Genomic DNA, 20,698 nt, shown 5'->3' on the forward strand with positions numbered 1-20,698 from the left:
AGAGGTGTTGGGCAGTAGCCAGCGTAACGGCTTGCACGCGAGATCTAGACCCCTTCGTGCAAACACACTCAAGCAGCCGTTGCAGCAAGCCAAGCCACTTTTTTGGTTCTCGCACAAGGGTGAAAAAAAGCGGCACGTCGAAGGACGTGCCGCTTTTTTGTTAGCGCGGTCGATGCAGAAGGCATGCTGTCCACCTGCGTCGATACGCTGATGCATGCCGCCGAAGCCGCATGCAAAACCCGTCAGAAACCCCAGAACATCAGCCACCACGCACTGTCGACGACCGCCAACCCGACGGCGAACCACGCGAATGCCGCGAGCCGGCGCGGCCACGCCGCATAGCGCCCCGTCACTTTCCATGCGAGCCACGCGCTCCATGCATTGGCGCCGACCAGGATCGCGATGCGCACGTCGGTCGCCCACCCGAGCGGCACATGCTCGGCGCGCAACAGCGACAGCGTCGTGGCCGACAGGCCGAGGAACACGCCCGCTCCCGCGATCGGGATCAGTGCCTGCGCGAGATGATGCAGCCGCACGCGATCGAAGCGGCCGAGCATCAGCGTGGCGCCGCCCAGCAATATCAGCAGCGCCGTGCCGTACACGAGCCCCGTGCCGACGATGTAGCTGACGATCAGCCCGCCGTCGAGCCAGGAGAACACGTCGTTGCGATCCGGATAGTGCGTGAGCAGGAACCACGGCGCATTCGTTTCGAGCGGCCACGTGATGTCACGGTCGATCAGCCAGCCCGCGAGCCATTGCTTGATCTGCACGAACCACGGGCTGACGGTCCAGTGGAACGCGCCGATCGCGACACCGAGCAGGCCGTACAGGATCAGTGCGGTGTCCCACGCGCTCGCCTGCTGCGCACCGAGGTTCACGACCTCGTCGGACGGCGAGCGCAACGACAGCGAGATCGCGTCGCGATGCCCGCTGCAGCGGCCGCACATATGGCACGCCGCCGCCCCCTTCATGCTGCGCAACGGCACGAGCGGCGCGCAGTTGATCGGAATCACGCGATGGCCGTGCTCGCCGTTCTTGTACGATCGGCGCCATGCATCCTCGTCGACCTTGTAGCGCATCGGCGCGAGCCGCGCGAGCAGCCCGAAGACGCCGTTCACCGGGCACAGGTACTTGCACCACACGCGCTTCTCGCGGCCATACAGCAAGCCGATCACGATCGCGCCGACGGTCGAGCCGCCGAGCACGAACAGCACCGCGAGCGGGTACTGGTACACGCTCACCATCTGCCCGTAGATCGTCGTGATCCCGAACGCGACGAACGGCCAGCCACCCCACCGGATCCAGCGCGGAATCGGGCCGCCGCGACCGAACTTGCTCGCGTATTCGGTGAGCGCGCCTTCCGGGCACAGCACGCCGCACCACACGCGGCCGAGCATCACCATCGACAGCAGCACGAACGGCCACCAGATGCCCCAGAACGCGAACTGCGCGATCAGCGTGAGGTTGCTCCACAGATGCGCGGAATCGTCCGGCAGCGGCAACACCGCCGGGACGATGATCAGGAACGCGTAGACCGCGACGACGATCCACTGGATGCCGCGGATCAGCGCGCCGTGGCGCTGCATCCACTGGCCGGCCTGTGCGAGCCAGCCCGGCTTGACTGCGGCGACCACGCTCATGCCGCGCGGCCCGCGGCGACGGCCGGACGGCGGCTCGCGCGCTTCATCAGCAGCCAGACGACGGCCCAGTACACCGCATAGGCGACCAGGTTGGTCAGTGCCGGATGCGCACGATAGCCGGTCAGCGTCGCGACGAGCGAGCCGAACGTGCCCGAGTCATCGAGGATCGCGGACGTATCCCACACCTGCGAGATGCCAAGCGGCAGGATTTCCTTGTCGATCAGCTTGTCGACACCCGTCTGGAACAGGCCCGCGCCGAGGAACAGCAGCATCACTTCGGTGACACGGAAGAAATGCCGCCACGAGAAGTACTTGCCGCCGAGCTGCAGCAGGTAGAACGTGAAGAACGCCAGGCCGAGACCGATCAGGACCGCGAGCATCTGGTTGCCGTCGACGTGACCCGACTGGCCGAAACCGAGACCGTACAGGAAGATCACGGTCTCGCTGCCTTCACGCGCGATCGCGAGTGCGACCAGCACGGCGACGCCCCACCAGTTCGAATCGCGCGTGCTCTGCTGCAGCGATTGCTCCATGTCGCGCTTCAGCGTGCGGCCGTGCCGGCGCATCCACAGCACCATCTGCACGATCAGCACGCACGCGATCAGCACCATCGCGGTCTGGAAGTAGTCCTGCGCGTCGCCGGACAGCACTTCGGTGAAACCGACGAGCGCGGCGCCGAGGCCGACGGCCATCAGCAAGCCGACGCCGACGCCAGCCCACAGGAAAGGCAGGCCGCGGCGCGCGTCGTCGTCGCCGTTTTTCAGCCATGCATAGAGAATGCCGACGACGAGCAGCGCTTCGACGCTCTCCCGCCAGACGATGAACAAGATCTGACCCATCGATACCTCCTGACGCGCGGGGCAAGGGACTCGTACGCCCGCACGCAGATAAAACGCGTTACTTCGCGACGATCACGCCCTGTGCCTGCTGGTGGAAATCGTCGAAAAACTTGTATTCGCCCGGCGACAGCGGAGCGACGACCACGAACGAATCGGCGCCCGGTGCAAGCACCTTCTCCTTGCGCAACTGCACGCTCTCGAATTCGGCGGCGCCCTTGCCGGTGTTCTTGATCTCGATCTTGAAACGCTGGCCGGCCGGCACCTCGATGCGGGCGGGATTCAGCTTGCCGTCCGTCATCTCGAGCTTGAACGTCGGCAGATCGGCCGCGTGTGCGGCGCCGGCAAGCCACAGCGCAGCGGCCGCGGCAACGATTTTCTGGGGAATTTTCATTCTGGGTTCTCTACGCCGACGGCGCGCCGAAGCGCGCCGTTCGTGATGCTGCCGATCAGTAACCGCCCTTCTTGCCGATACCGGCGAACGGGAAGTCGTACTCGAGCGTGATGGGCTTGAACCATGCACCCACGCCCGTTTCCTTGTCGACGTGGCGGCCGAATGCCATGTGGCCCGACTGCATCGGCGGCTTGACGACCATCGTCAGGTGATACTTGCCGGGGCCGTTCAGCTTCACGTTGTCGCCATAGTGCGGGCCGTCGCTCGCGACCATGCCCATCAGGTCGCCTTCAGCCTTCCACTTCGTGTCGCCCTGCTTCGTCAGCTTGTACGTGACCTGCAGGTACGGCATCCAGTCGCCCTCCGCGAAACCCGTCGGGTTGTTCTTGACCGCATGGATGTCGGCCTCGAGGTGGATGTCGGAATCCGACGCCTTGCGCATCATCCCTTCCGGGTCCATCGTGATCGGCTGCAGGTACACCGCGCCGATTTCCATGCCGCCCTGGATCTGCTGCTTGCCGATCGGATATTCGGCAGCCGAGGCCGACATCGCGGCAAGCGCCGCCGCTACCGCAACCGTCGTGCGGATGAACGAAGAACCCAACATGGACACTCCTTGTTATTTGTCTGACTATCTTGACGACACCCGGGCCGCCGCCGGGGCCGCCCGCTGGAAACACTAACGCGACGAAGAACGTTAATGCGAACAATTCTCAATCATGGCGAAGTTTAGCACCGAACCCGATTCGGAACAAACGAAGAGCCACGTAAACCCCTGATCCGACAAGGCTTACAGGCGCTTTACCGCAAGGTTTCGGTGACGCTTGGAAAGAGTTACCGGCCGCCGCTGATGTGGTCGCCGACGTTCGCACCGAACACGCGCTCGCGCAGCACGGCAAGCTGGTCGCGCGTCGCGGCGGCCTTCTCGAATTCGAGGTTCTTCGCGTAATCGGCCATCTGCTTCTCGAGACGCTTGATTTCCTTCGCGAGTTGCTTTTCCGACATGTCCTCGAATTTCGCGCGCTGCTGCGCTTCTTTCAGCTCCGCACGCGCGTCGTCGGCGTTGTAGACGCCGTCGATGATGTCCTTGATGCGCTTCACGACGCCGCGCGGCGTGATGCCCATCTTTTCGTTGTAGGCCATCTGCTTCGCGCGGCGCCGCTCGGTCTCGCCGATCGCGCGCGTCATCGAATCGGTCATGTTGTCCGCGTAGAGGATCGCCTTGCCGTTCACGTTCCGCGCGGCACGGCCGATCGTCTGGATCAACGAGCGCTCGGCGCGCAGGAAGCCTTCCTTGTCCGCGTCGAGGATCGCGACGAGCGACACTTCCGGAATGTCGAGGCCCTCGCGCAGCAGGTTGATCCCGACCAGCACGTCGAACGTGCCGAGCCGCAGGTCCCGGATGATCTCGACGCGCTCGACCGTGTCGATGTCGCTGTGCAGGTAGCGCACCTTGACGCCGTGGTCGGCCAGGAATTCCGTGAGCTGCTCGGCCATGCGCTTCGTCAGCACGGTGATCAGCACACGCTCGCCGGCCTTCACGCGCGCGTTGATCTCGGTCAGCACGTCGTCAACCTGCGTGCTCGCGGGCCGCACCTCGATTTCCGGATCGACGAGGCCCGTCGGCCGCACGACCTGCTCGGCGATCTGCCCCGTCACGCGCTTCTCGTAGTCGGCCGGCGTGGCCGACACGAACACGACCTGGCGCATCTTGCGCTCGAACTCGGGGAACTTCAGCGGCCGGTTGTCGAGCGCCGACGGCAGGCGGAACCCGTAATTGACGAGGTTTTCCTTGCGCGCGCGGTCGCCGTTGTACATCCCGTTCAACTGGCCGATCAGCACGTGCGATTCGTCGAGCAGCATCAGCGCATCGGGCGGCAGGTAGTCGACGAGCGTCGGCGGCGGGTCGCCGGGCGCCGCTCCCGAGAAATGCCGCGAGTAGTTCTCGATGCCCTTGCAGAAGCCGAGCTCCTGCAGCATCTCGAGATCGAAGCGCGTGCGCTGCTCGAGACGCTGCGCCTCGACGAGCTTGCCCTCACGATGGAAGAACTCGAGGCGTTCGCGCAATTCTTCCTTGATCGTCTCGACGGCCCGCATCACGGTGTCGCGCGGCGTCACGTAGTGCGACGACGGATACACGGTGAAGCGCGGAATCTTCTGCCGCACGCGCCCCGTCAGCGGGTCGAACAAGTGCAGCGTCTCGACCTCGTCGTCGAACAGCTCGACGCGTACGGCCATTTCCGCGTGTTCGGCCGGGAAGATGTCGATCGTGTCGCCGCGCACGCGGAACGTGCCGCGCTGGAAATCCTGCTCGTTGCGCGTGTACTGCATCGCGATCAGCCGCGCGATCACGTCGCGCTGGCCGAGCTTGTCGCCGGTGCGCAGCGTCAGGATCATCTGGTGGTATTCGGACGGGTTGCCGATACCGTAGATCGCCGACACCGTCGCGACGATCACCACGTCGCGGCGCTCCATCAGGCTCTTGGTCGCCGACAGCCGCATCTGCTCGATGTGCTCGTTGATCGACGAATCCTTCTCGATGAACAGGTCGCGCTGCGGCACATACGCCTCAGGCTGGTAGTAGTCGTAGTACGAGACGAAGTACTCGACCGCGTTGCGCGGGAAGAACTCGCGGAACTCCGCATAGAGCTGGGCCGCGAGCGTCTTGTTCGGCGCGAACACGATCGCCGGGCGGCCGAGCCGCGCGATCGTGTTGGCCATCGTGAAGGTCTTGCCCGACCCCGTCACGCCGAGCAGCGTCTGGAAGGCAAGGCCGTCGCCGACGCCTTCGACAAGCGTCTCGATCGCGGTCGGCTGGTCGCCGGCGGGCAGATACGGCTGGTACAGCTGGAACGGCGACCCTTCGAAGGTGACGAATTTGGATTCGTCGAGCGCGTCGCCGACTTCGGCATGATGTTCGGACATGGAGTGCGGCCGGAGCAAGGGCAAAGAAAGCATTCTAGCGCTTCGCGGCCGCGCGAACTGCTGTCGGCTCCTGACGCGCCACGGCCGCCCGAAATCGCGATTCGGCGGCGAATCGCGACGGATTCGCCGCCCCCGCCGGCGCGAATTCGCTACAATATCAGGCTGCTGCGCTTTCCGGCGCCGTGCCGTTGGCGCGCGGTCCGCTGCGCCCGCCCTGCCGGCTGAAAGCCTGACCCTCTTTTCACTACTGCCGAATCATCATGTCGCTCTTCTCCGCTGTCCAGCTTGCTCCCCGCGACCCGATCCTGGGCCTGAACGAAGCCTTCAACGCCGATGCGCGTCCGACCAAGGTCAACCTCGGCGTCGGCGTGTACACGAACGAAGACGGCAAGATTCCGCTGCTGCGCGCGGTTCGGGAGGCCGAGCAGGCGCGTGTCGAGGCCGGCCTGCCGCGCGGCTACCTGCCGATCGACGGGATCGCCGCCTACGATGCGGCCGTGCAGAAGCTGCTGCTCGGCAACGACTCGCCGCTGATCGCGGCGGGCCGCGTGGTCACGGCCCAGGCACTGGGCGGCACGGGCGCGTTGAAGATCGGTGCAGACTTCCTGCGCACCGTGAACCCGAACGTGAAGGTCGCGATCAGCGATCCGAGCTGGGAAAACCACCGCGCGCTGTTCGAAGCCGCCGGCTTCGAAGTCGTCGCGTACCCGTACTACGACGCGGCCACCAACGGCGTGAACTTCGAAGGCATGCTGTCGGCGCTGAACGGCTACGAAGCCGGCACGGTCGTCGTGCTGCACGCGTGCTGCCACAACCCGACCGGCGTGGACCTGACCGAAGCGCAATGGCAACAGGTCGTCGACGTCGTGAAGGCGCGCAATCTCGTGCCGTTCCTCGACATGGCGTACCAGGGCTTCGGCGAGAACATCGAGGCCGATGCCGCCGCCGTGCGTCTGTTTGCCGCGGCCGACCTGAACGCATTCGTGTCGTCGTCGTTCTCGAAGTCGTTCTCGCTGTACGGCGAGCGCGTCGGCGCGCTGTCGATCATCACGTCGAGCAAGGAAGAAGCGACGCGCGTGCTGTCGCAACTGAAGCGCGTGATCCGCACGAATTACTCGAACCCGCCGACCCATGGCGGCGCCGTCGTCGCAGCCGTGCTCGCGTCGCCGGAACTGCACGCCTCGTGGGTGCAGGAACTCGGCGAGATGCGCGATCGCATCCGCGCGATGCGTAACGGTCTCGTCGAGCGCCTGAAGGCGAGCGGCGTCGATCGCGATTTCAGCTTCATCAACGCACAGCGCGGGATGTTCTCGTATTCGGGCCTGACCTCGGCGCAAGTCGATCGCCTGCGCGACGAGTTCGGCATCTATGCGGTCGGCACGGGCCGGATCTGCGTTGCCGCGCTGAACACGCGCAACCTCGACGCGGTCGCCAACGCGATTGCGGCCGTCCTGAAGTAACGCGGCACCGGGTGGCAGCCGTCAACGGCTCCGCCCTCCGACATGAAAAACGCGCTCCACGGAGCGCGTTTTTTTGTGCCGTCCTACCCGGCAGGCGGCCATGCCACCCGCCCCCGCGTTACTGCATGAACCAGCCGTGGCTGACGATGAACGATTGACCCGTGAGCGCGGCGCTCGGGAACGCCGACAGGAACAGCACCGTCTGCGCGACGTCCTGCACCGTCGTGAACACGCCGTCGACCGTGTTGCCGAGCATCACCTTCTTCACCACTTCCTCTTCGCTGATGCCGAGCTCCTTGGCCTGCTCCGGAATCTGCTTGTCGACCAGCGGCGTGCGCACGAAGCCCGGACACACGACGTGCGAGCGCACGTTGTGCTTCGCGCCTTCCTTCGCCAGCACGCGGGCGAGGCCCAGCAGGCCATGCTTGGCCGTCACGTACGCCGACTTCAGCGGCGACGCTTCGTGCGAGTGCACCGAACCCATGTAGATCACGACGCCGCCGCGATCGTCCTTGTACATGTGCTTGAGCGCGGCCTTCGTCGTCAGGAACGCGCCGTCGACGTGGATCGCCTGCATCTTCTTCCAGTCGGAGAACGAATAGTTCTCGATCGGGTTGACGATCTGGATGCCGGCGTTCGACACGAGGATGTCGACCGAGCCGAACGTTTCGGCAACCTTGTCGATGCCGCTGTTCACGGCGTCCTCGTTCGTCACGTCCATCGCGACGCCGATCGCCTTGCCGCCCGCCTTGTTGATCTCGTCGGCGACCGCGTTCGCGCCGTCCTGGTTCAGATCGGCGATCGCGACGGCCGCGCCCGCCTTGGCGAGCTCGAGGGCGATTTCCTTGCCGATGCCGCTCGCGGCGCCCGTGACGACTGCGGTCTTGCCATTCAGATCTGCTGCCATGTCCGTCTCCTCCCGTTATCGGATCGAAAAAGTACGCGCCCGCCCCTTCGGCATTCGTCGCCGGTGCGACGCGGCGGGCCAGCCGTCATTGTGCACGATCGGCCCCGCCGTTCGCGCGCAAAACGTCTAAGCTTAAGGTCGGTTCCGTCACGCGGGAGATTCACATGCACTATCGACGGCTAGGCCGCTCCGGCCTGCAGATCAGCGCGCTTTCGCTCGGCTCCTGGGTCACGTACGGCAACCAGGTCGACCAGCGGGTCGCGCGCGAATGCCTCGCCGCGGCACGCGACGCGGGCGTCAATTTCTTCGACAACGCCGAGGTCTACGCCGGCGGCAAATCCGAGGAGATCATGGGCCACGCGCTCAAGTCGCTCGACTGGCCGCGCGTCAGCTATATCGTGTCGACGAAGTTCTTCTGGGGGCTCGCCGAGGCGCCGAACCAGTATCACACGCTGAACCGGAAATACCTGTTGAACGCCATCGACGGCTCGCTGCGCCGGCTCCAGCTCGACTATGTCGATCTCGTCTATTGCCATCGCCCCGATCCGAACACGCCGATCGAGGAAACCGTCTGGGCAATGAGCGACATGATCGCGCGCGGCAAGGCGCTGTACTGGGGCACGTCGGAATGGAGCGCCGACGAAATCCGTGCCGCATGCGAGATCGCCGAACGGCATCACCTGCGCAAGCCCGTCGTCGAACAGCCGCAGTACAACCTGTTCCACCGCACGCGGGTCGAGCACGAATATGCGCGGCTCTACGAGGATTACGGTCTCGGCCTCACGACCTGGAGCCCGCTGGCGTCGGGCCTGCTCACCGGCAAGTATCGCAACGGCGTGCCGCCCGGCAGCCGCGCGCAGTTGCAGGGTTACGACTGGATGCGTGACCGCCTGACCGATCAGGCGGCCAACGATATCGTCGAGCGGCTCGGCGGAATCGCGGCCGAGCTCGGCTGCAGCACGGGCCAGCTCGCGATCGCGTGGGCACTCGCGAATCCGCACGTCAGTTCGGTCATCACGGGCGCGTCGCGGATCGAGCAGATCGGCGACAACATGCGCGCGCTCGACGTTGCGGCGAAGCTGACGCCGGACGTGAAGCAACGCATCGAGGAGGTGGTCGGCGACGCATATGAATAAGGCGATGCACGGCCACTCGCGTACAATACGCGGCCGCATCGGCGCCCGGCCCGACTGCCGCGCGCGATCGACCGCTTTCATCGATTCACCTTTCGTTTCAGGCAGCCCGCCATGCTCAGTTATCGTCACGGTTTTCACGCAGGCAACCACGCGGATGTGCTCAAGCACGCCGTCGTCGTCCAGCTGCTGCGCTACCTGAACAAGAAGGACAAGTCGTACTGGTACATCGACACACATGCGGGTGCCGGCGTGTACTCGTTGCGCGACGGCTATGCGGCAAAAACGTCGGAATTCGACACCGGCATCGGCCGGCTGTGGGACGAAAAGAACCTGCCGGAAGCGCTGGGCGAGTATGTCGACGAAGTCCGCGCGCTGAACGACGATGGCGAACTGCGCTTCTATCCCGGTTCGCCGTACATCGCCTGGCGATCGATGCGCGAACAGGACCGCATGCGCCTGTTCGAAATGCACACGACCGAAATCGACGTGCTGCGCCACAATTTCCGCGACGCGGGGCGACGCGCGATGATCTTCGCCGGCGACGGCTTCGAAGGGATCAAGGCGCTGCTGCCGCCGCCGCCGCGACGTGCACTCGTGCTGATCGACCCGTCCTACGAGGACAAGAAGGACTACGCGCGCACGGTGAGTTGCGTGACGGAATGCCTGAAGCGATTCGCGACGGGCTGCTATGCGATCTGGTACCCGCAGGTCACGCGGCTGGAGTCGCAGCGCTTTCCCGAGCAGTTGAAGCGCCTGCAGCCGAACAACTGGTTGCACCTGACGCTGACGGTATCGAATCCGCCGACGGACGGCCTGGGCCTCTACGGCAGCGGGATGTTCATCCTGAATCCGCCGTACACGCTCGCGCAGAGCATGAAAGAAACCCTGCCCTATCTGGTCGAGAAGCTGGGACAGGATAGCGGCGCCCGCTGTCAGATCGAGCACCGCGGCAACTGATCCGGCGACCGGCCGTTACGGCTGCGGCCTCGGCGCGAGCCGCGGCTGATTGACTGGCTGCCCGCCCCACGTGGGAACGTTGATATAAGGCGCGACGAACAGCGGAACCGACGTGTTCGGCGCCTGCCCGGCCGGGGCGCGCATGCCCGCCGGCTCGACGATCGGCTCCGCAGACAGCGGTGCTGTCTGCAAGACCAATCCGCCCTTGCCGTCCTGGATACCGCGTTGCGTATCGAGAACCAGCGGTTTGGACGACGTTGCGGCACTGGCTGCAAGGCCATGGACAAGCACCGCCGCGCCCAGAACGAGACGCGCGCGAGCACTGCGACGCACATCGAGACGCAAACGCATGATCGTGTCCTTCAGGATGAAAAGCAGGCCCATACCATAGCGCTGCACTGACGATTTCGCCAGATCCGGTGCACAAAAAAACAAAGCCCCGTCAATACGGGGCTTGCTAATCGTTCGGTGCCACACGGCACCTGACGGTAACTCCGATTACAGCGAGTAGCCGTTGGTTTCGAGCGAGCGGATACGGCTCTCGAGCTGGACGATGTCCGACGACGTGGCGAGGTAAGCCTCACGGCGCTCACGTTCTGCGGATTCGAACCAGTTGCTCAGCTTTTCGACGATGTAGGCGATCATGACGTTCTCCAAGGAAGAGGGACCCCTGGTGAATCGAGATTCAGGGATTTCCCGTATAGGGTTATCCCGAATTATAGCGATGCCGCACCAAGATGCCAGTGAAATACTTGCATGGAGACCATTCCAAATCGGAATGGCCGATCGCAAAACAAACCTAACCCGTTGATTTTTATAGATATTGAATTCTGGCGCGTTTTGCGGCTCGAGTGCGCGCACTAATTTGGTTCACCGACCGGGTCGGCAAGGCGCGCCAAAATCGGGCATTCCGGCCGACCGTCACCATGGCAGTGCGCGGCGAGATCGGCCAGCGTGTTGCGCATGTCGCTCAGCTCCGCGATACGTTTGTCGAGCTCGGCCACGTGCTCAAGGGCGATCGACTTCACTTCGGCACTCGCACGGGAGCGATCCTGCCAGAGCATCAGCAGTTTGCGGATGTCCTCGACGAGAAAGCCAAGCCGCCGGGCCTGACGGATGAATCGCAGGATATGGATTTCGTCCGCACCGTAAATCCGGTAGCCGGCGTCGGTACGCTTGCTCGGTGCAAGGAGGCCAACCTGTTCGTAGTACCGGATCATCTTTGCGCTGACTCCGGATTCGCGTGACGCATCGCCGATATTCATTCCCCGCCCTCTCCATCAAGCCCCGGTTTCGACCGTGAACGTCGACGAACGCAATCGTTGCAATCGTTGACGACATGTCGATCGTATCAAATCACGCGGTTTCGTTCCGCGATCGGGGGCTGGCAGCTGGATAGCGGTGGATCTGGCGAGCAGTGACGGGACGCGATGAGTTTTCTGCGTCGACGCACATTTTCGTCGCCGAAATGCAAAAACCCCCGCCTGATCAGGCGGGGGTTCTTGGCTTAGGGAGCCTGACGATTACCTACTTTCACACGGGAATCCGCACTATCATCGGCGTAGAGTCGTTTCACGGTCCTGTTCGGGATGGGAAGGGGTGGGACCGACTCGCTATGGTCATCAGGCAAAGGGGGTTGTTCTGCTGGCGTGGCCAACAGAACCAATCTGGGAAGAAGCAGTAATTTTAAGTTGTGTGTATCACACACGAGAATCCAACTTGTCGCTTGGATCTTGCGGCCGGTGCTTTCACACGGCGCCGATCTACAAGGCAGACTTGTTATAGGATCAAGCCTTACGGGCAATTAGTATCAGTTAGCTGAACGCATTACTGCGCTTACACACCTGACCTATCAACGTCCTGGTCTCGAACGACCCTTCAAGGGGATCTAGTCCCCAGGGATATCTCATCTTAAGGCGAGTTTCCCGCTTAGATGCTTTCAGCGGTTATCTCTTCCGAACATAGCTACCCGGCGATGCCACTGGCGTGACAACCGGTACACCAGAGGTTCGTCCACTCCGGTCCTCTCGTACTAGGAGCAGCCCCCTTCAAATATCCAACGCCCACGGCAGATAGGGACCAAACTGTCTCACGACGTTTTAAACCCAGCTCACGTACCTCTTTAAATGGCGAACAGCCATACCCTTGGGACCGGCTACAGCCCCAGGATGAGATGAGCCGACATCGAGGTGCCAAACACCGCCGTCGATATGAACTCTTGGGCGGTATCAGCCTGTTATCCCCAGAGTACCTTTTATCCGTTGAGCGATGGCCCTTCCATACAGAACCACCGGATCACTATGACCTGCTTTCGCACCTGCTCGACTTGTCGGTCTCGCAGTTAAGCACGCTTATGCCATTGCACTATCAGCACGATTTCCGACCGTACCTAGCGTACCTTCGTACTCCTCCGTTACGCTTTGGGAGGAGACCGCCCCAGTCAAACTGCCTACCATGCACTGTCCCCGACCCGGATCACGGGCCAAGGTTAGAACCTCAAACAAACCAGGGTGGTATTTCAAGGACGGCTCCACCGAAACTAGCGTTCCGGTTTCATAGCCTCCCACCTATCCTACACAGATCGGTTCAAAGTCCAATGCAAAGCTACAGTAAAGGTTCATGGGGTCTTTCCGTCTAGCCGCGGGTAGATTGCATCATCACAAACACTTCAACTTCGCTGAGTCTCGGGAGGAGACAGTGTGGCCATCGTTACGCCATTCGTGCAGGTCGGAACTTACCCGACAAGGAATTTCGCTACCTTAGGACCGTTATAGTTACGGCCGCCGTTTACCGGGACTTCAATCAAGAGCTTGCACCCCATCATTTAATCTTCCGGCACCGGGCAGGCGTCACACCCTATACGTCCACTTTCGTGTTTGCAGAGTGCTGTGTTTTTATTAAACAGTCGCAGCCACCAGTTTATTGCAACCCCTTCACCCTCCTGGCGCAGGCCAGTCAAGCTACAAGGGCGTACCTTATCCCGAAGTTACGGTACCAATTTGCCGAGTTCCTTCTCCCGAGTTCTCTCAAGCGCCTTAGAATACTCATCTCGCCCACCTGTGTCGGTTTGCGGTACGGTCATCGTTAGACTGAAGCTTAGAGGCTTTTCTTGGAACCACTTCCAATTGCTTCGCTCCCTAAGGAGCTCGCGCCACACCCTTGAATTACGCGCCCGGATTTGCCTAAGCGCCTTCTCCAATGCAGCGACCGGGACTTCCAACACCCGGACAACCTTCCGCGATCCGTCCCCCCATCGCATCTAACAATGGTGCAGGAATATTGACCTGCTTCCCATCAGCTACGCATTTCTGCCTCGCCTTAGGGGCCGACTCACCCTACGCCGATGAACGTTGCGTAGGAAACCTTGGGCTTACGGCGAGGGGGCCTTTCACCCCCTTTATCGCTACTCATGTCAGCATTCGCACTTCCGATACCTCCAGCACGCTTTTCAACGCACCTTCGCAGGCTTACGGAACGCTCTCCTACCATGCGAGCAAAGCTCGCATCCGCAGCTTCGGTATATAGCTTAGCCCCGTTACATCTTCCGCGCAGGACGACTCGATCAGTGAGCTATTACGCTTTCTTTAAAGGGTGGCTGCTTCTAAGCCAACCTCCTGACTGTTTTAGCCTTCCCACTTCGTTTCCCACTTAGCTATATTTGGGGACCTTAGCTGGCGGTCTGGGTTGTTTCCCTCTTGACACCGGACGTTAGCACCCGATGTCTGTCTCCCGTGATTGCACTCTTCGGTATTCGGAGTTTGCTATGGCGGGGTAATCTGCAATAGACCCCCCAACCATGACAGTGCTCTACCCCCGAAGGTGAGACACGAGGCACTACCTAAATAGTTTTCGGAGAGAACCAGCTATTTCCAGGTTTGTTTAGCCTTTCACCCCTATCCACAGCTCATCCCCTAACTTTTCAACGTTAGTGGGTTCGGACCTCCAGTACGTGTTACCGCACCTTCATCCTGGCCATGGATAGATCACCTGGTTTCGGGTCTACGCCCAGCAACTGAACGCCCTATTCGGACTCGCTTTCGCTACGCCTGCCCTATACGGTTAAGCTTGCTACTGAACGTAAGTCGCTGACCCATTATACAAAAGGTACGCCGTCACCCCTTACGAGGCTCCGACTGTTTGTATGCATGCGGTTTCAGGATCTATTTCACTCCCCTCCCGGGGTTCTTTTCGCCTTTCCCTCACGGTACTGGTTCACTATCGGTCGATCACGAGTATTTAGCCTTGGAGGATGGTCCCCCCATCTTCAGACAGGATTTCACGTGTCCCGCCCTACTTGTCGCACACCTAGTTCTTTCATACTGTTTTCGCCTACAGGGCTATCACCTGCTATGGCCGCACTTTCCAGAGCGTTCGGCTAACAATACAAATAAAGAGTGCAAGGCTCATCCCATTTCGCTCGCCACTACTTTGGGAATCTCGGTTGATTTCTTTTCCTGCGGTTACTTAGATGTTTCAGTTCACCGCGTTCGCTTCACTGGACCTATGTATTCAGTCCAGGATGACCCAAAAGGGCCGGGTTTCCCCATTCGGACATCTACGGATCAAAGCTCGTTTGCCAGCTCCCCGTAGCTTTTCGCAGGCTACCGCGTCCTTCATCGCCTGTGATCGCCAAGGCATCCACCACATGCACTTGTTCGCTTGACCCTATAACGAGTCTGTCTCATCGACAGCCGCTACAGGTTGAGTTCTCGCGTTGTGCCGTATTCCAAATTGAGTCAAACATAGAGTTCGAATCATCTTGAGATACATCGATACAATCACAACCCGGATAGTTTTCACGTCCATCTCAAGACGCTTCCGCTATCCAAATTACTTACTTCTTCCAGATTGTTAAAGAACGACAGCCGATATCTGTTGATATCCTCTGACTGGCTCAATCGCCAATGCAAAATTCTCGGTTCAGCGTGTGAACCAAGCACTTAGCGTTGGTGATTGGTGGAGGCAGACGGGATCGAACCGACGACCCCCTGCTTGCAAAGCAGGTGCTCTCCCAGCTGAGCTATGCCCCCATGAGTACAGATGCCTCAGGTACCTACCGCCAGACAATGGTGGGTCTGGTTGGATTCGAACCAACGACCCCCGCCTTATCAAGACGGTGCTCTAACCGACTGAGCTACAGACCCCTGAGTCTGTCTTTAAATTTACAGCCGATAAGCGTGAGCGCTCAACTTATGCGAGAAGCTCTGGAAAGGAGGTGATCCAGCCGCACCTTCCGATACGGCTACCTTGTTACGACTTCACCCCAGTCATGAATCCTACCGTGGTGACCGTCCTCCTTGCGGTTAGACTAGCCACTTCTGGTAAAACCCACTCCCATGGTGTGACGGGCGGTGTGTACAAGACCCGGGAACGTATTCACCGCGGCATGCTGATCCGCGATTACTAGCGATTCCAGCTTCATGCACTCGAGTTGCAGAGTGCAATCCGGACTACGATCGGTTTTCTGGGATTAGCTCCCCCTCGCGGGTTGGCAACCCTCTGTTCCGACCATTGTATGACGTGTGAAGCCCTACCCATAAGGGCCATGAGGACTTGACGTCATCCCCACCTTCCTCCGGTTTGTCACCGGCAGTCTCCTTAGAGTGCTCTTGCGTAGCAACTAAGGACAAGGGTTGCGCTCGTTGCGGGACTTAACCCAACATCTCACGACACGAGCTGACGACAGCCATGCAGCACCTGTGCGCCGGTTCTCTTTCGAGCACTCCCACCTCTCAGCAGGATTCCGACCATGTCAAGGGTAGGTAAGGTTTTTCGCGTTGCATCGAATTAATCCACATCATCCACCGCTTGTGCGGGTCCCCGTCAATTCCTTTGAGTTTTAATCTTGCGACCGTACTCCCCAGGCGGTCAACTTCACGCGTTAGCTACGTTACTAAGGAAATGAATCCCCAACAACTAGTTGACATCGTTTAGGGCGTGGACTACCAGGGTATCTAATCCTGTTTGCTCCCCACGCTTTCGTGCATGAGCGTCAGTATTGGCCCAGGGGGCTGCCTTCGCCATCGGTATTCCTCCACATCTCTACGCATTTCACTGCTACACGTGGAATTCTACCCCCCTCTGCCATACTCTAGCCTGCCAGTCACCAATGCAGTTCCCAGGTTGAGCCCGGGGATTTCACATCGGTCTTAGCAAACCGCCTGCGCACGCTTTACGCCCAGTAATTCCGATTAACGCTTGCACCCTACGTATTACCGCGGCTGCTGGCACGTAGTTAGCCGGTGCTTATTCTTCCGGTACCGTCATCCCCCGACTGTATTAGAGCCAAGGATTTCTTTCCGGACAAAAGTGCTTTACAACCCGAAGGCCTTCTTCACACACGCGGCATTGCTGGATCAGGCTTTCGCCCATTGTCCAAAATTCCCCACTGCTGCCTCCCGTAGGAGTCTGGGCCGTGTCTCAGTCCCAGTGTGGCTGGTCGTCCTCTCAGACCAGCTACTGATCGTCGCCTTGGTAGGCCTTTACCCCACCAACTAGCTAATCAGCCATCGGCCAACCCTATAGCGCGAGGCCCGAAGGTCCCCCGCTTTCATCCGTAGATCGTATGCGGTATTAATCCGGCTTTCGCCGGGCTATCCCCCACTACAGGACATGTTCCGATGTATTACTCACCCGTTCGCCACTCGCCACCAGGTGCAAGCACCCGTGCTGCCGTTCGACTTGCATGTGTAAGGCATGCCGCCAGCGTTCAATCTGAGCCAGGATCAAACTCTTCAGTTTAAACCTGTTACTGTTTTCGGTTCGGTTAAGAACCGGTCGCTCACTCAAAGCTGACAGGAATATGAATCACTTCATAAACCTGACTTACTTTAGTGTGAGACTCTTGATACTTTCGCTATCTGATCCGAGGATCAGCTCGCTGTCATCAAGCGCCCACACTTATCGGCTGTTAATTTTTAAAGAGCAATCTGCGAGGAACATCGTGTTTCCCGGCAGCGCTGCGTTTTCAGCAGCAGAGAAGCGAGATTATGAACCGTGTTTCGCAGTTCGTCAACAACTTTTTGCACTACGTCGTTGCGACCGCGGGGCTCAACTTCCGTACCGCCGAGGCCGCTCCTGCCGGGCCTCAACCGCACCGCTTCCCTTCCTTCCGCGCCGCGTTTCCGTAAGCGCGAAAGAGGCGTGATTCTATGCACCCGTCGGCAATCGCGCAAGGGGCTCGACGCAACTTTTTCTACGAAAGCCGCATTTCGGCCCGCCACGCATGTCCCGGCACGAGACCGCTTATGGTGCACAGAACGGACTAGAATGTGAGGTTCTTCGCCTCTTTCTATATACGTCTTTAATATGCGCCAGCGAATCGCCAAACGCCTCCCCCCCGATGCCGACAAACTGGTCGGTCTGTCGCTTGCGCTCTTCGCCTCGGGCAGCCGCATCGAGGATCGCTTCTGGGAAGCGAAGCTCGATGCGCTGCTCGCCAAGATTGTCCGCAACGGCAACCAGACCACGCTCGACGCAGCACTCGATCATCTTCAGCAGAATCACCCCGATGCGTACGGTGCACTGGCCGACATGGCCGAGACGCACAGCGAGTCGATGGTGATCGAGCACGACGGCCAGCCGTACGATGCGCTGCTGGTCGCGGTTCCAGTGCTCGCGTGGACGCGCTACATGATTCCGTCGGGTCCGCTCAAGGGCGACGTTACCGACGCGCTGCGAACGCACCTGCAGGCACACGTCCTCGCGAACGGCACGCTCGTCGGGCTGGCGCCGTTCCTCTACAGCATCGACCAGCTGCCGCGGCACCACGTCGAGACCTACCGCCTTGCGCAGCAGCTCGCGCATGCGGCGATCGGCCAGCACACGCCCAAACTGGGCTTCGGCGACCTGCCCGAAACGTCGCCGATCCTGGCCGATCCCCGCTTCCTCCTTGCGGTCGTCGCCGCGCCTGCCGGCGCGCCGCTGTTCCGCTGGCAGGAAGAGGAGAACGGCAGCCGGATCGAACGCGGCCAGTGTCTCGAGCAGTGGACGGCCCAGGGCGGCCCGAACCTGTCGATCGCCCTGCCCGGCTGCGAATTCGAATGCCTGCTTCCGGACGCGTACTACTCGGCCTGCCGCGATGCGGACGAGCGTATCCGTCCGCACACGGTACGAACGGCCATTCGTTATCTGTTTGACACACTTGGTGCGGCGCCGCAGGAGTTGCGCGCGGTGGTCGCCGGCTTCGGCGAACGCCGCATCGACGAGTATCGCGTCGGCTTCACGCGGCGCGCCAGCAACGACGTGATCTACGGCGTCGTCTGGCCGCTGTACGGCCGCGAAAACGGCGACGTGTCGATCGACAACGCGACGCTCGAAGACGAAGCGCCGATGGAAGGACCGCTCGAGGAAATCGTGAGCCTGCTGAAGGAATGCGGCGTAACCGACGTCCGCAGGCACGCGGGCCGCTTCGAACCGGAATACTGCGACGACTGCGGCGTGCCGCTCTACGCGGATCCGCTCGGCGAAATCGTCCATGCGGAAATGCCGGAAGACGCATCGCCCGCCCAGCCGCACTTCCACTGATCCGACGCCGCAGGCCGCCACGGCCTGTCGGTCCGAAGCCGCTCCCGGTTCCCGCCGGAGCGGCTTTTTTTCTTGTCCGATCCTTTTCCGCCCGAAATTTCGGACAACTCCTAAGCCTTTCAGCCTAGCAGACATCGTGTAAGGTCTTTGTCATGATCGGAATCAACGCATGCCCGACAGCAATCAATGACTCAACCTAACGGAGATTGAATATGCGGTTCCTGATGCTCAATTCAGACGCCGAGCGGCGTGATGGACTGAAGGCCCTGCTGCGGCAGATCGACCGTCACGCCAGCATCAACGATGCGCCCGACAGTTTCCAGGCGCGCCGCCTGCTGCGTGCCCAGCGCTTCGACCTCGTCGCGATCGACTGGCTCGACGTAGGCCGGCTCGGCGAGCTTCAGGCGATCTGCAGCGCGTGCTCGCCGACACCGGCCGCCGTGCTGGTCGACGAAGCGCCACCCGATGCCGTCCAGCGCTTCTTCAACCATGGTGTCGCGGGCGTGATCCCGCACTCCACGCGGCCGCACCTGATCGTGCGGGCGCTCGAGATCGTGCTGCTGGGCGGGCACTACATTCCGCCGAGCGCGCTGAGTCTGCTGCCCTCCGTGGCCGCGGCACGCCACGATGCCCATTTCCAGACGCTTGCCGGATCGCTTCCCCGCCGCCCGCCCAGCGGCCTCCTGTCGCCGCGGCAAGCGCAGATCATGCGCTTCGTCCACATGGGCAGCACGAACAAGATGATCGCCCGGACGCTCGGCATCAGCGAAGGCACCGTGAAGATCCACCTCGCCAGCATCTTCCAGCAGCTCGGTGCCGCAAACCGCGCCGCCGCGGTCGCGATCTACAACGGCTGGCTCTCGCCGCACCTCGAGGTGCTGCTGGCGAACCGCAACCGCGCACGCAAACCGAACATCGGCGAACGCGGTCCGGTTCCGCTGCGTGCACAACGGAACGACCATCCGTACCCATTGCCGGCCGTGAACGCCGGCACGCAAGACCTGCCACTCGCCGCCGAGCCACCGGCACGGTTCCGGCGCGGGCGCTAGGCAAACAGTCTCGATATTGCGACGGTCGGTATGTGTGGATTCCCACCTTTGATGCTCAACGAGTAATATGAACGCATGGGTTTTCTTTTCACACCGCTTCCGCTCTGGGTTGGCATCGGTGGCTGGATCGCCGCCGCGGCCCTGCTCGCGCTCGCGATCTGGAATCGCCCGTTCGTACGCCTGCAGGATGCCACGCTGCAGCACGTGTGGCTCGCGCTCGTCACCGCAATTTCGGTCCTCTGGGCATCGAATGCCTGGCTCGAAGACGGCATCGTCATGCATTTGCTTGGCGCCACGCTGCTCGTCACACTGTTCGACTGGACACTCGCGCTGATCGCAATGGGCGCCGTCACGGCGGTTGCCGCGATCATCTTCGACGCGCCGTGGCAGGGCATTGGCCTGACCTATCTGATCTACGGGGCGCTCCCTGTCGCCGTGTCGGCGTTGCTGCAGCGCGCCGCGCTCGCGTGGTTGCCGCACAATCTCGCATCGTTCATCACCGGGCAGGGGTTCCTGTCGCCGGCCATCGCGATCGTCGCGGTCGCCGCAGCGGCGGCCGGTGTCCAGCTCGCGCTCGCGGACGGCGTGCCCGTCGTCATTCCGGCCGGCTATCTGCTGAACACCGCGCTGCTCGCGCTCGGCGAAGCGTGGTTCACCGGCATGGCGACGGCACTCATCGCCGTCTACCGCCCTGCGTGGGTCACGACCTTCGACGTCCGGCGCTATCGCCTCGGCGGCCCGCGCGCCTGAATTTCCTCCGGATTCACACACGGTCCACGCATGCCGCACGCCTCTTCCGCGGCGCGGCAGAACAGGCCGTCTACTGCCGCACAACTTTTTTACGCTAAGATTGAACTCCTGTTCTTCA

The 20,698-nt window shown here is 61.4% G+C and carries 15 protein-coding genes, 2 tRNA genes and 3 rRNA genes; 6 read left to right on the forward strand and 14 right to left on the reverse strand.

From position 1 onward, the window contains the following. Positions 1 to 242 precede the first annotated feature (242 nt). The 5 genes from AC1VVG_RS11680 to uvrB form a co-directional block, all read right to left on the reverse strand. Positions 243 to 1,640: a 4Fe-4S binding protein gene (locus tag AC1VVG_RS11680; RefSeq protein WP_034190353.1), complete on the reverse strand. Its 1,398-nt coding sequence runs from the start codon at positions 1,638 to 1,640 to the stop codon at positions 243 to 245. Next, the gene (locus AC1VVG_RS11685; protein WP_034190352.1) at positions 1,637 to 2,479 is read right to left on the reverse strand and encodes an FTR1 family iron permease; all 843 of its coding nucleotides are present in this window, start codon (positions 2,477 to 2,479) and stop codon (positions 1,637 to 1,639) included. The genes AC1VVG_RS11680 and AC1VVG_RS11685 overlap by 4 nt, the downstream gene beginning before the upstream one ends. Before the next feature lie 58 nt (positions 2,480 to 2,537). Continuing rightward, positions 2,538 to 2,870, reverse strand: a complete 333-nt coding sequence (locus AC1VVG_RS11690) for a cupredoxin domain-containing protein (RefSeq protein ID WP_034190351.1) — start codon at positions 2,868 to 2,870, stop codon at positions 2,538 to 2,540. Between the two features lie 55 nt (positions 2,871 to 2,925). Continuing rightward, positions 2,926 to 3,477: an iron transporter gene (locus AC1VVG_RS11695; RefSeq protein WP_034190350.1), complete on the reverse strand. Its 552-nt coding sequence runs from the start codon at positions 3,475 to 3,477 to the stop codon at positions 2,926 to 2,928. Positions 3,478 to 3,704: 227 nt separating this feature from the next. Next, complete coding sequence (gene uvrB / locus AC1VVG_RS11700; RefSeq protein WP_034190349.1) at positions 3,705 to 5,795, reverse strand: excinuclease ABC subunit UvrB; 2,091 nt, start codon at positions 5,793 to 5,795, stop codon at positions 3,705 to 3,707. 260 nt (positions 5,796 to 6,055) lie between these two features. Between uvrB and AC1VVG_RS11705 the strand changes: the two genes are divergently transcribed. After that, positions 6,056 to 7,255 (forward strand): amino acid aminotransferase, encoded by a 1,200-nt coding sequence (locus AC1VVG_RS11705; protein WP_034190348.1) that lies wholly within the window; start codon positions 6,056 to 6,058, stop codon positions 7,253 to 7,255. A gap of 118 nt (positions 7,256 to 7,373) precedes the next feature. Here the strand turns inward: AC1VVG_RS11705 and AC1VVG_RS11710 are convergent, their stop codons facing one another. Next, positions 7,374 to 8,162 (reverse strand): 3-hydroxybutyrate dehydrogenase, encoded by a 789-nt coding sequence (locus AC1VVG_RS11710; protein WP_482835656.1) that lies wholly within the window; start codon positions 8,160 to 8,162, stop codon positions 7,374 to 7,376. Positions 8,163 to 8,326: 164 nt separating this feature from the next. On the opposite strand from AC1VVG_RS11710, the gene AC1VVG_RS11715 reads away from it, so the two are divergent. Both AC1VVG_RS11715 and AC1VVG_RS11720 read left to right on the forward strand, forming a co-directional pair. Next, entirely contained in the window at positions 8,327 to 9,298 is a 972-nt protein-coding gene (locus AC1VVG_RS11715) for a potassium channel beta subunit family protein (RefSeq protein ID WP_034191151.1), read from the forward strand. Between the two features lie 111 nt (positions 9,299 to 9,409). Further along, complete coding sequence (locus tag AC1VVG_RS11720) at positions 9,410 to 10,255, forward strand: 23S rRNA (adenine(2030)-N(6))-methyltransferase RlmJ (RefSeq protein ID WP_034191150.1); 846 nt, start codon at positions 9,410 to 9,412, stop codon at positions 10,253 to 10,255. Between the two features lie 15 nt (positions 10,256 to 10,270). Here the strand turns inward: AC1VVG_RS11720 and AC1VVG_RS11725 are convergent, their stop codons facing one another. From AC1VVG_RS11725 to AC1VVG_RS11760, 8 genes are all read right to left on the reverse strand, one after another. Next, positions 10,271 to 10,639 carry a hypothetical protein gene (locus AC1VVG_RS11725; protein WP_049032286.1) on the reverse strand — a complete coding sequence of 123 codons (369 nt, stop codon included), beginning with the start codon at positions 10,637 to 10,639 and terminating at the stop codon, positions 10,271 to 10,273. Between the two features lie 114 nt (positions 10,640 to 10,753). Beyond that, positions 10,754 to 10,900, reverse strand: a complete 147-nt coding sequence (locus AC1VVG_RS11730) for a DUF3563 family protein (protein WP_006478295.1) — start codon at positions 10,898 to 10,900, stop codon at positions 10,754 to 10,756. A 215-nt stretch (positions 10,901 to 11,115) separates the two neighbouring features. After that, positions 11,116 to 11,520: a Cu(I)-responsive transcriptional regulator gene (cueR, locus tag AC1VVG_RS11735; RefSeq protein WP_034191148.1), complete on the reverse strand. Its 405-nt coding sequence runs from the start codon at positions 11,518 to 11,520 to the stop codon at positions 11,116 to 11,118. A gap of 249 nt (positions 11,521 to 11,769) precedes the next feature. Continuing rightward, positions 11,770 to 11,882: ribosomal RNA gene (gene rrf, locus AC1VVG_RS11740) — 5S ribosomal RNA — on the reverse strand. Between the two features lie 156 nt (positions 11,883 to 12,038). Further along, a 23S ribosomal RNA gene (locus AC1VVG_RS11745) occupies positions 12,039 to 14,920 on the reverse strand. Between the two features lie 289 nt (positions 14,921 to 15,209). Then, a tRNA-Ala gene (locus tag AC1VVG_RS11750) sits at positions 15,210 to 15,285 on the reverse strand. 37 nt (positions 15,286 to 15,322) lie between these two features. Then, positions 15,323 to 15,399, reverse strand: a tRNA-Ile gene (locus AC1VVG_RS11755). Between the two features lie 64 nt (positions 15,400 to 15,463). After that, positions 15,464 to 16,996 (reverse strand): 16S ribosomal RNA (locus AC1VVG_RS11760). The 16S, 23S and 5S rRNA genes sit together here with 2 tRNA genes alongside, the layout of an rRNA operon. A gap of 567 nt (positions 16,997 to 17,563) precedes the next feature. Between AC1VVG_RS11760 and AC1VVG_RS11765 the strand changes: the two genes are divergently transcribed. From AC1VVG_RS11765 to AC1VVG_RS11775, 3 genes are all read left to right on the forward strand, one after another. Then, entirely contained in the window at positions 17,564 to 18,781 is a 1,218-nt protein-coding gene (locus tag AC1VVG_RS11765; RefSeq protein ID WP_034190826.1) for a DUF2863 family protein, read from the forward strand. 212 nt (positions 18,782 to 18,993) lie between these two features. Further along, positions 18,994 to 19,830: a response regulator transcription factor gene (locus AC1VVG_RS11770; RefSeq protein WP_034190825.1), complete on the forward strand. Its 837-nt coding sequence runs from the start codon at positions 18,994 to 18,996 to the stop codon at positions 19,828 to 19,830. 75 nt (positions 19,831 to 19,905) lie between these two features. Next, positions 19,906 to 20,580 (forward strand): energy-coupling factor ABC transporter permease, encoded by a 675-nt coding sequence (locus tag AC1VVG_RS11775; RefSeq protein ID WP_034190824.1) that lies wholly within the window; start codon positions 19,906 to 19,908, stop codon positions 20,578 to 20,580. Positions 20,581 to 20,698: the final 118 nt, after the last annotated feature.

This window comes from Burkholderia sp. L-4 (assembly GCF_056856535.1).

Excerpts from the sequence above, each read along its gene's own strand:
- AC1VVG_RS11680 (WP_034190353.1), bottom strand. The coding sequence starts at position 1,640 with ATGAGCGTGGTCGCCGCAGTCAAGCCGGGCTGGCTCGCACAGGCCGGC.
- AC1VVG_RS11685 (WP_034190352.1), bottom strand. The coding sequence starts at position 2,479 with ATGGGTCAGATCTTGTTCATCGTCTGGCGGGAGAGCGTCGAAGCGCTG.
- AC1VVG_RS11690 (WP_034190351.1), bottom strand. The coding sequence starts at position 2,870 with ATGAAAATTCCCCAGAAAATCGTTGCCGCGGCCGCTGCGCTGTGGCTT.
- AC1VVG_RS11695 (WP_034190350.1), bottom strand. The coding sequence starts at position 3,477 with ATGTTGGGTTCTTCGTTCATCCGCACGACGGTTGCGGTAGCGGCGGCG.
- uvrB (WP_034190349.1), bottom strand. The coding sequence starts at position 5,795 with ATGTCCGAACATCATGCCGAAGTCGGCGACGCGCTCGACGAATCCAAA.
- AC1VVG_RS11705 (WP_034190348.1), top strand. The coding sequence starts at position 6,056 with ATGTCGCTCTTCTCCGCTGTCCAGCTTGCTCCCCGCGACCCGATCCTG.
- AC1VVG_RS11710 (WP_482835656.1), bottom strand. The coding sequence starts at position 8,162 with ATGGCAGCAGATCTGAATGGCAAGACCGCAGTCGTCACGGGCGCCGCG.
- AC1VVG_RS11715 (WP_034191151.1), top strand. The coding sequence starts at position 8,327 with ATGCACTATCGACGGCTAGGCCGCTCCGGCCTGCAGATCAGCGCGCTT.
- AC1VVG_RS11720 (WP_034191150.1), top strand. The coding sequence starts at position 9,410 with ATGCTCAGTTATCGTCACGGTTTTCACGCAGGCAACCACGCGGATGTG.
- AC1VVG_RS11725 (WP_049032286.1), bottom strand. The coding sequence starts at position 10,639 with ATGGGCCTGCTTTTCATCCTGAAGGACACGATCATGCGTTTGCGTCTC.
- AC1VVG_RS11730 (WP_006478295.1), bottom strand. The coding sequence starts at position 10,900 with ATGATCGCCTACATCGTCGAAAAGCTGAGCAACTGGTTCGAATCCGCA.
- cueR (WP_034191148.1), bottom strand. The coding sequence starts at position 11,520 with ATGAATATCGGCGATGCGTCACGCGAATCCGGAGTCAGCGCAAAGATG.
- AC1VVG_RS11765 (WP_034190826.1), top strand. The coding sequence starts at position 17,564 with ATGCGCCAGCGAATCGCCAAACGCCTCCCCCCCGATGCCGACAAACTG.
- AC1VVG_RS11770 (WP_034190825.1), top strand. The coding sequence starts at position 18,994 with ATGCGGTTCCTGATGCTCAATTCAGACGCCGAGCGGCGTGATGGACTG.
- AC1VVG_RS11775 (WP_034190824.1), top strand. The coding sequence starts at position 19,906 with ATGGGTTTTCTTTTCACACCGCTTCCGCTCTGGGTTGGCATCGGTGGC.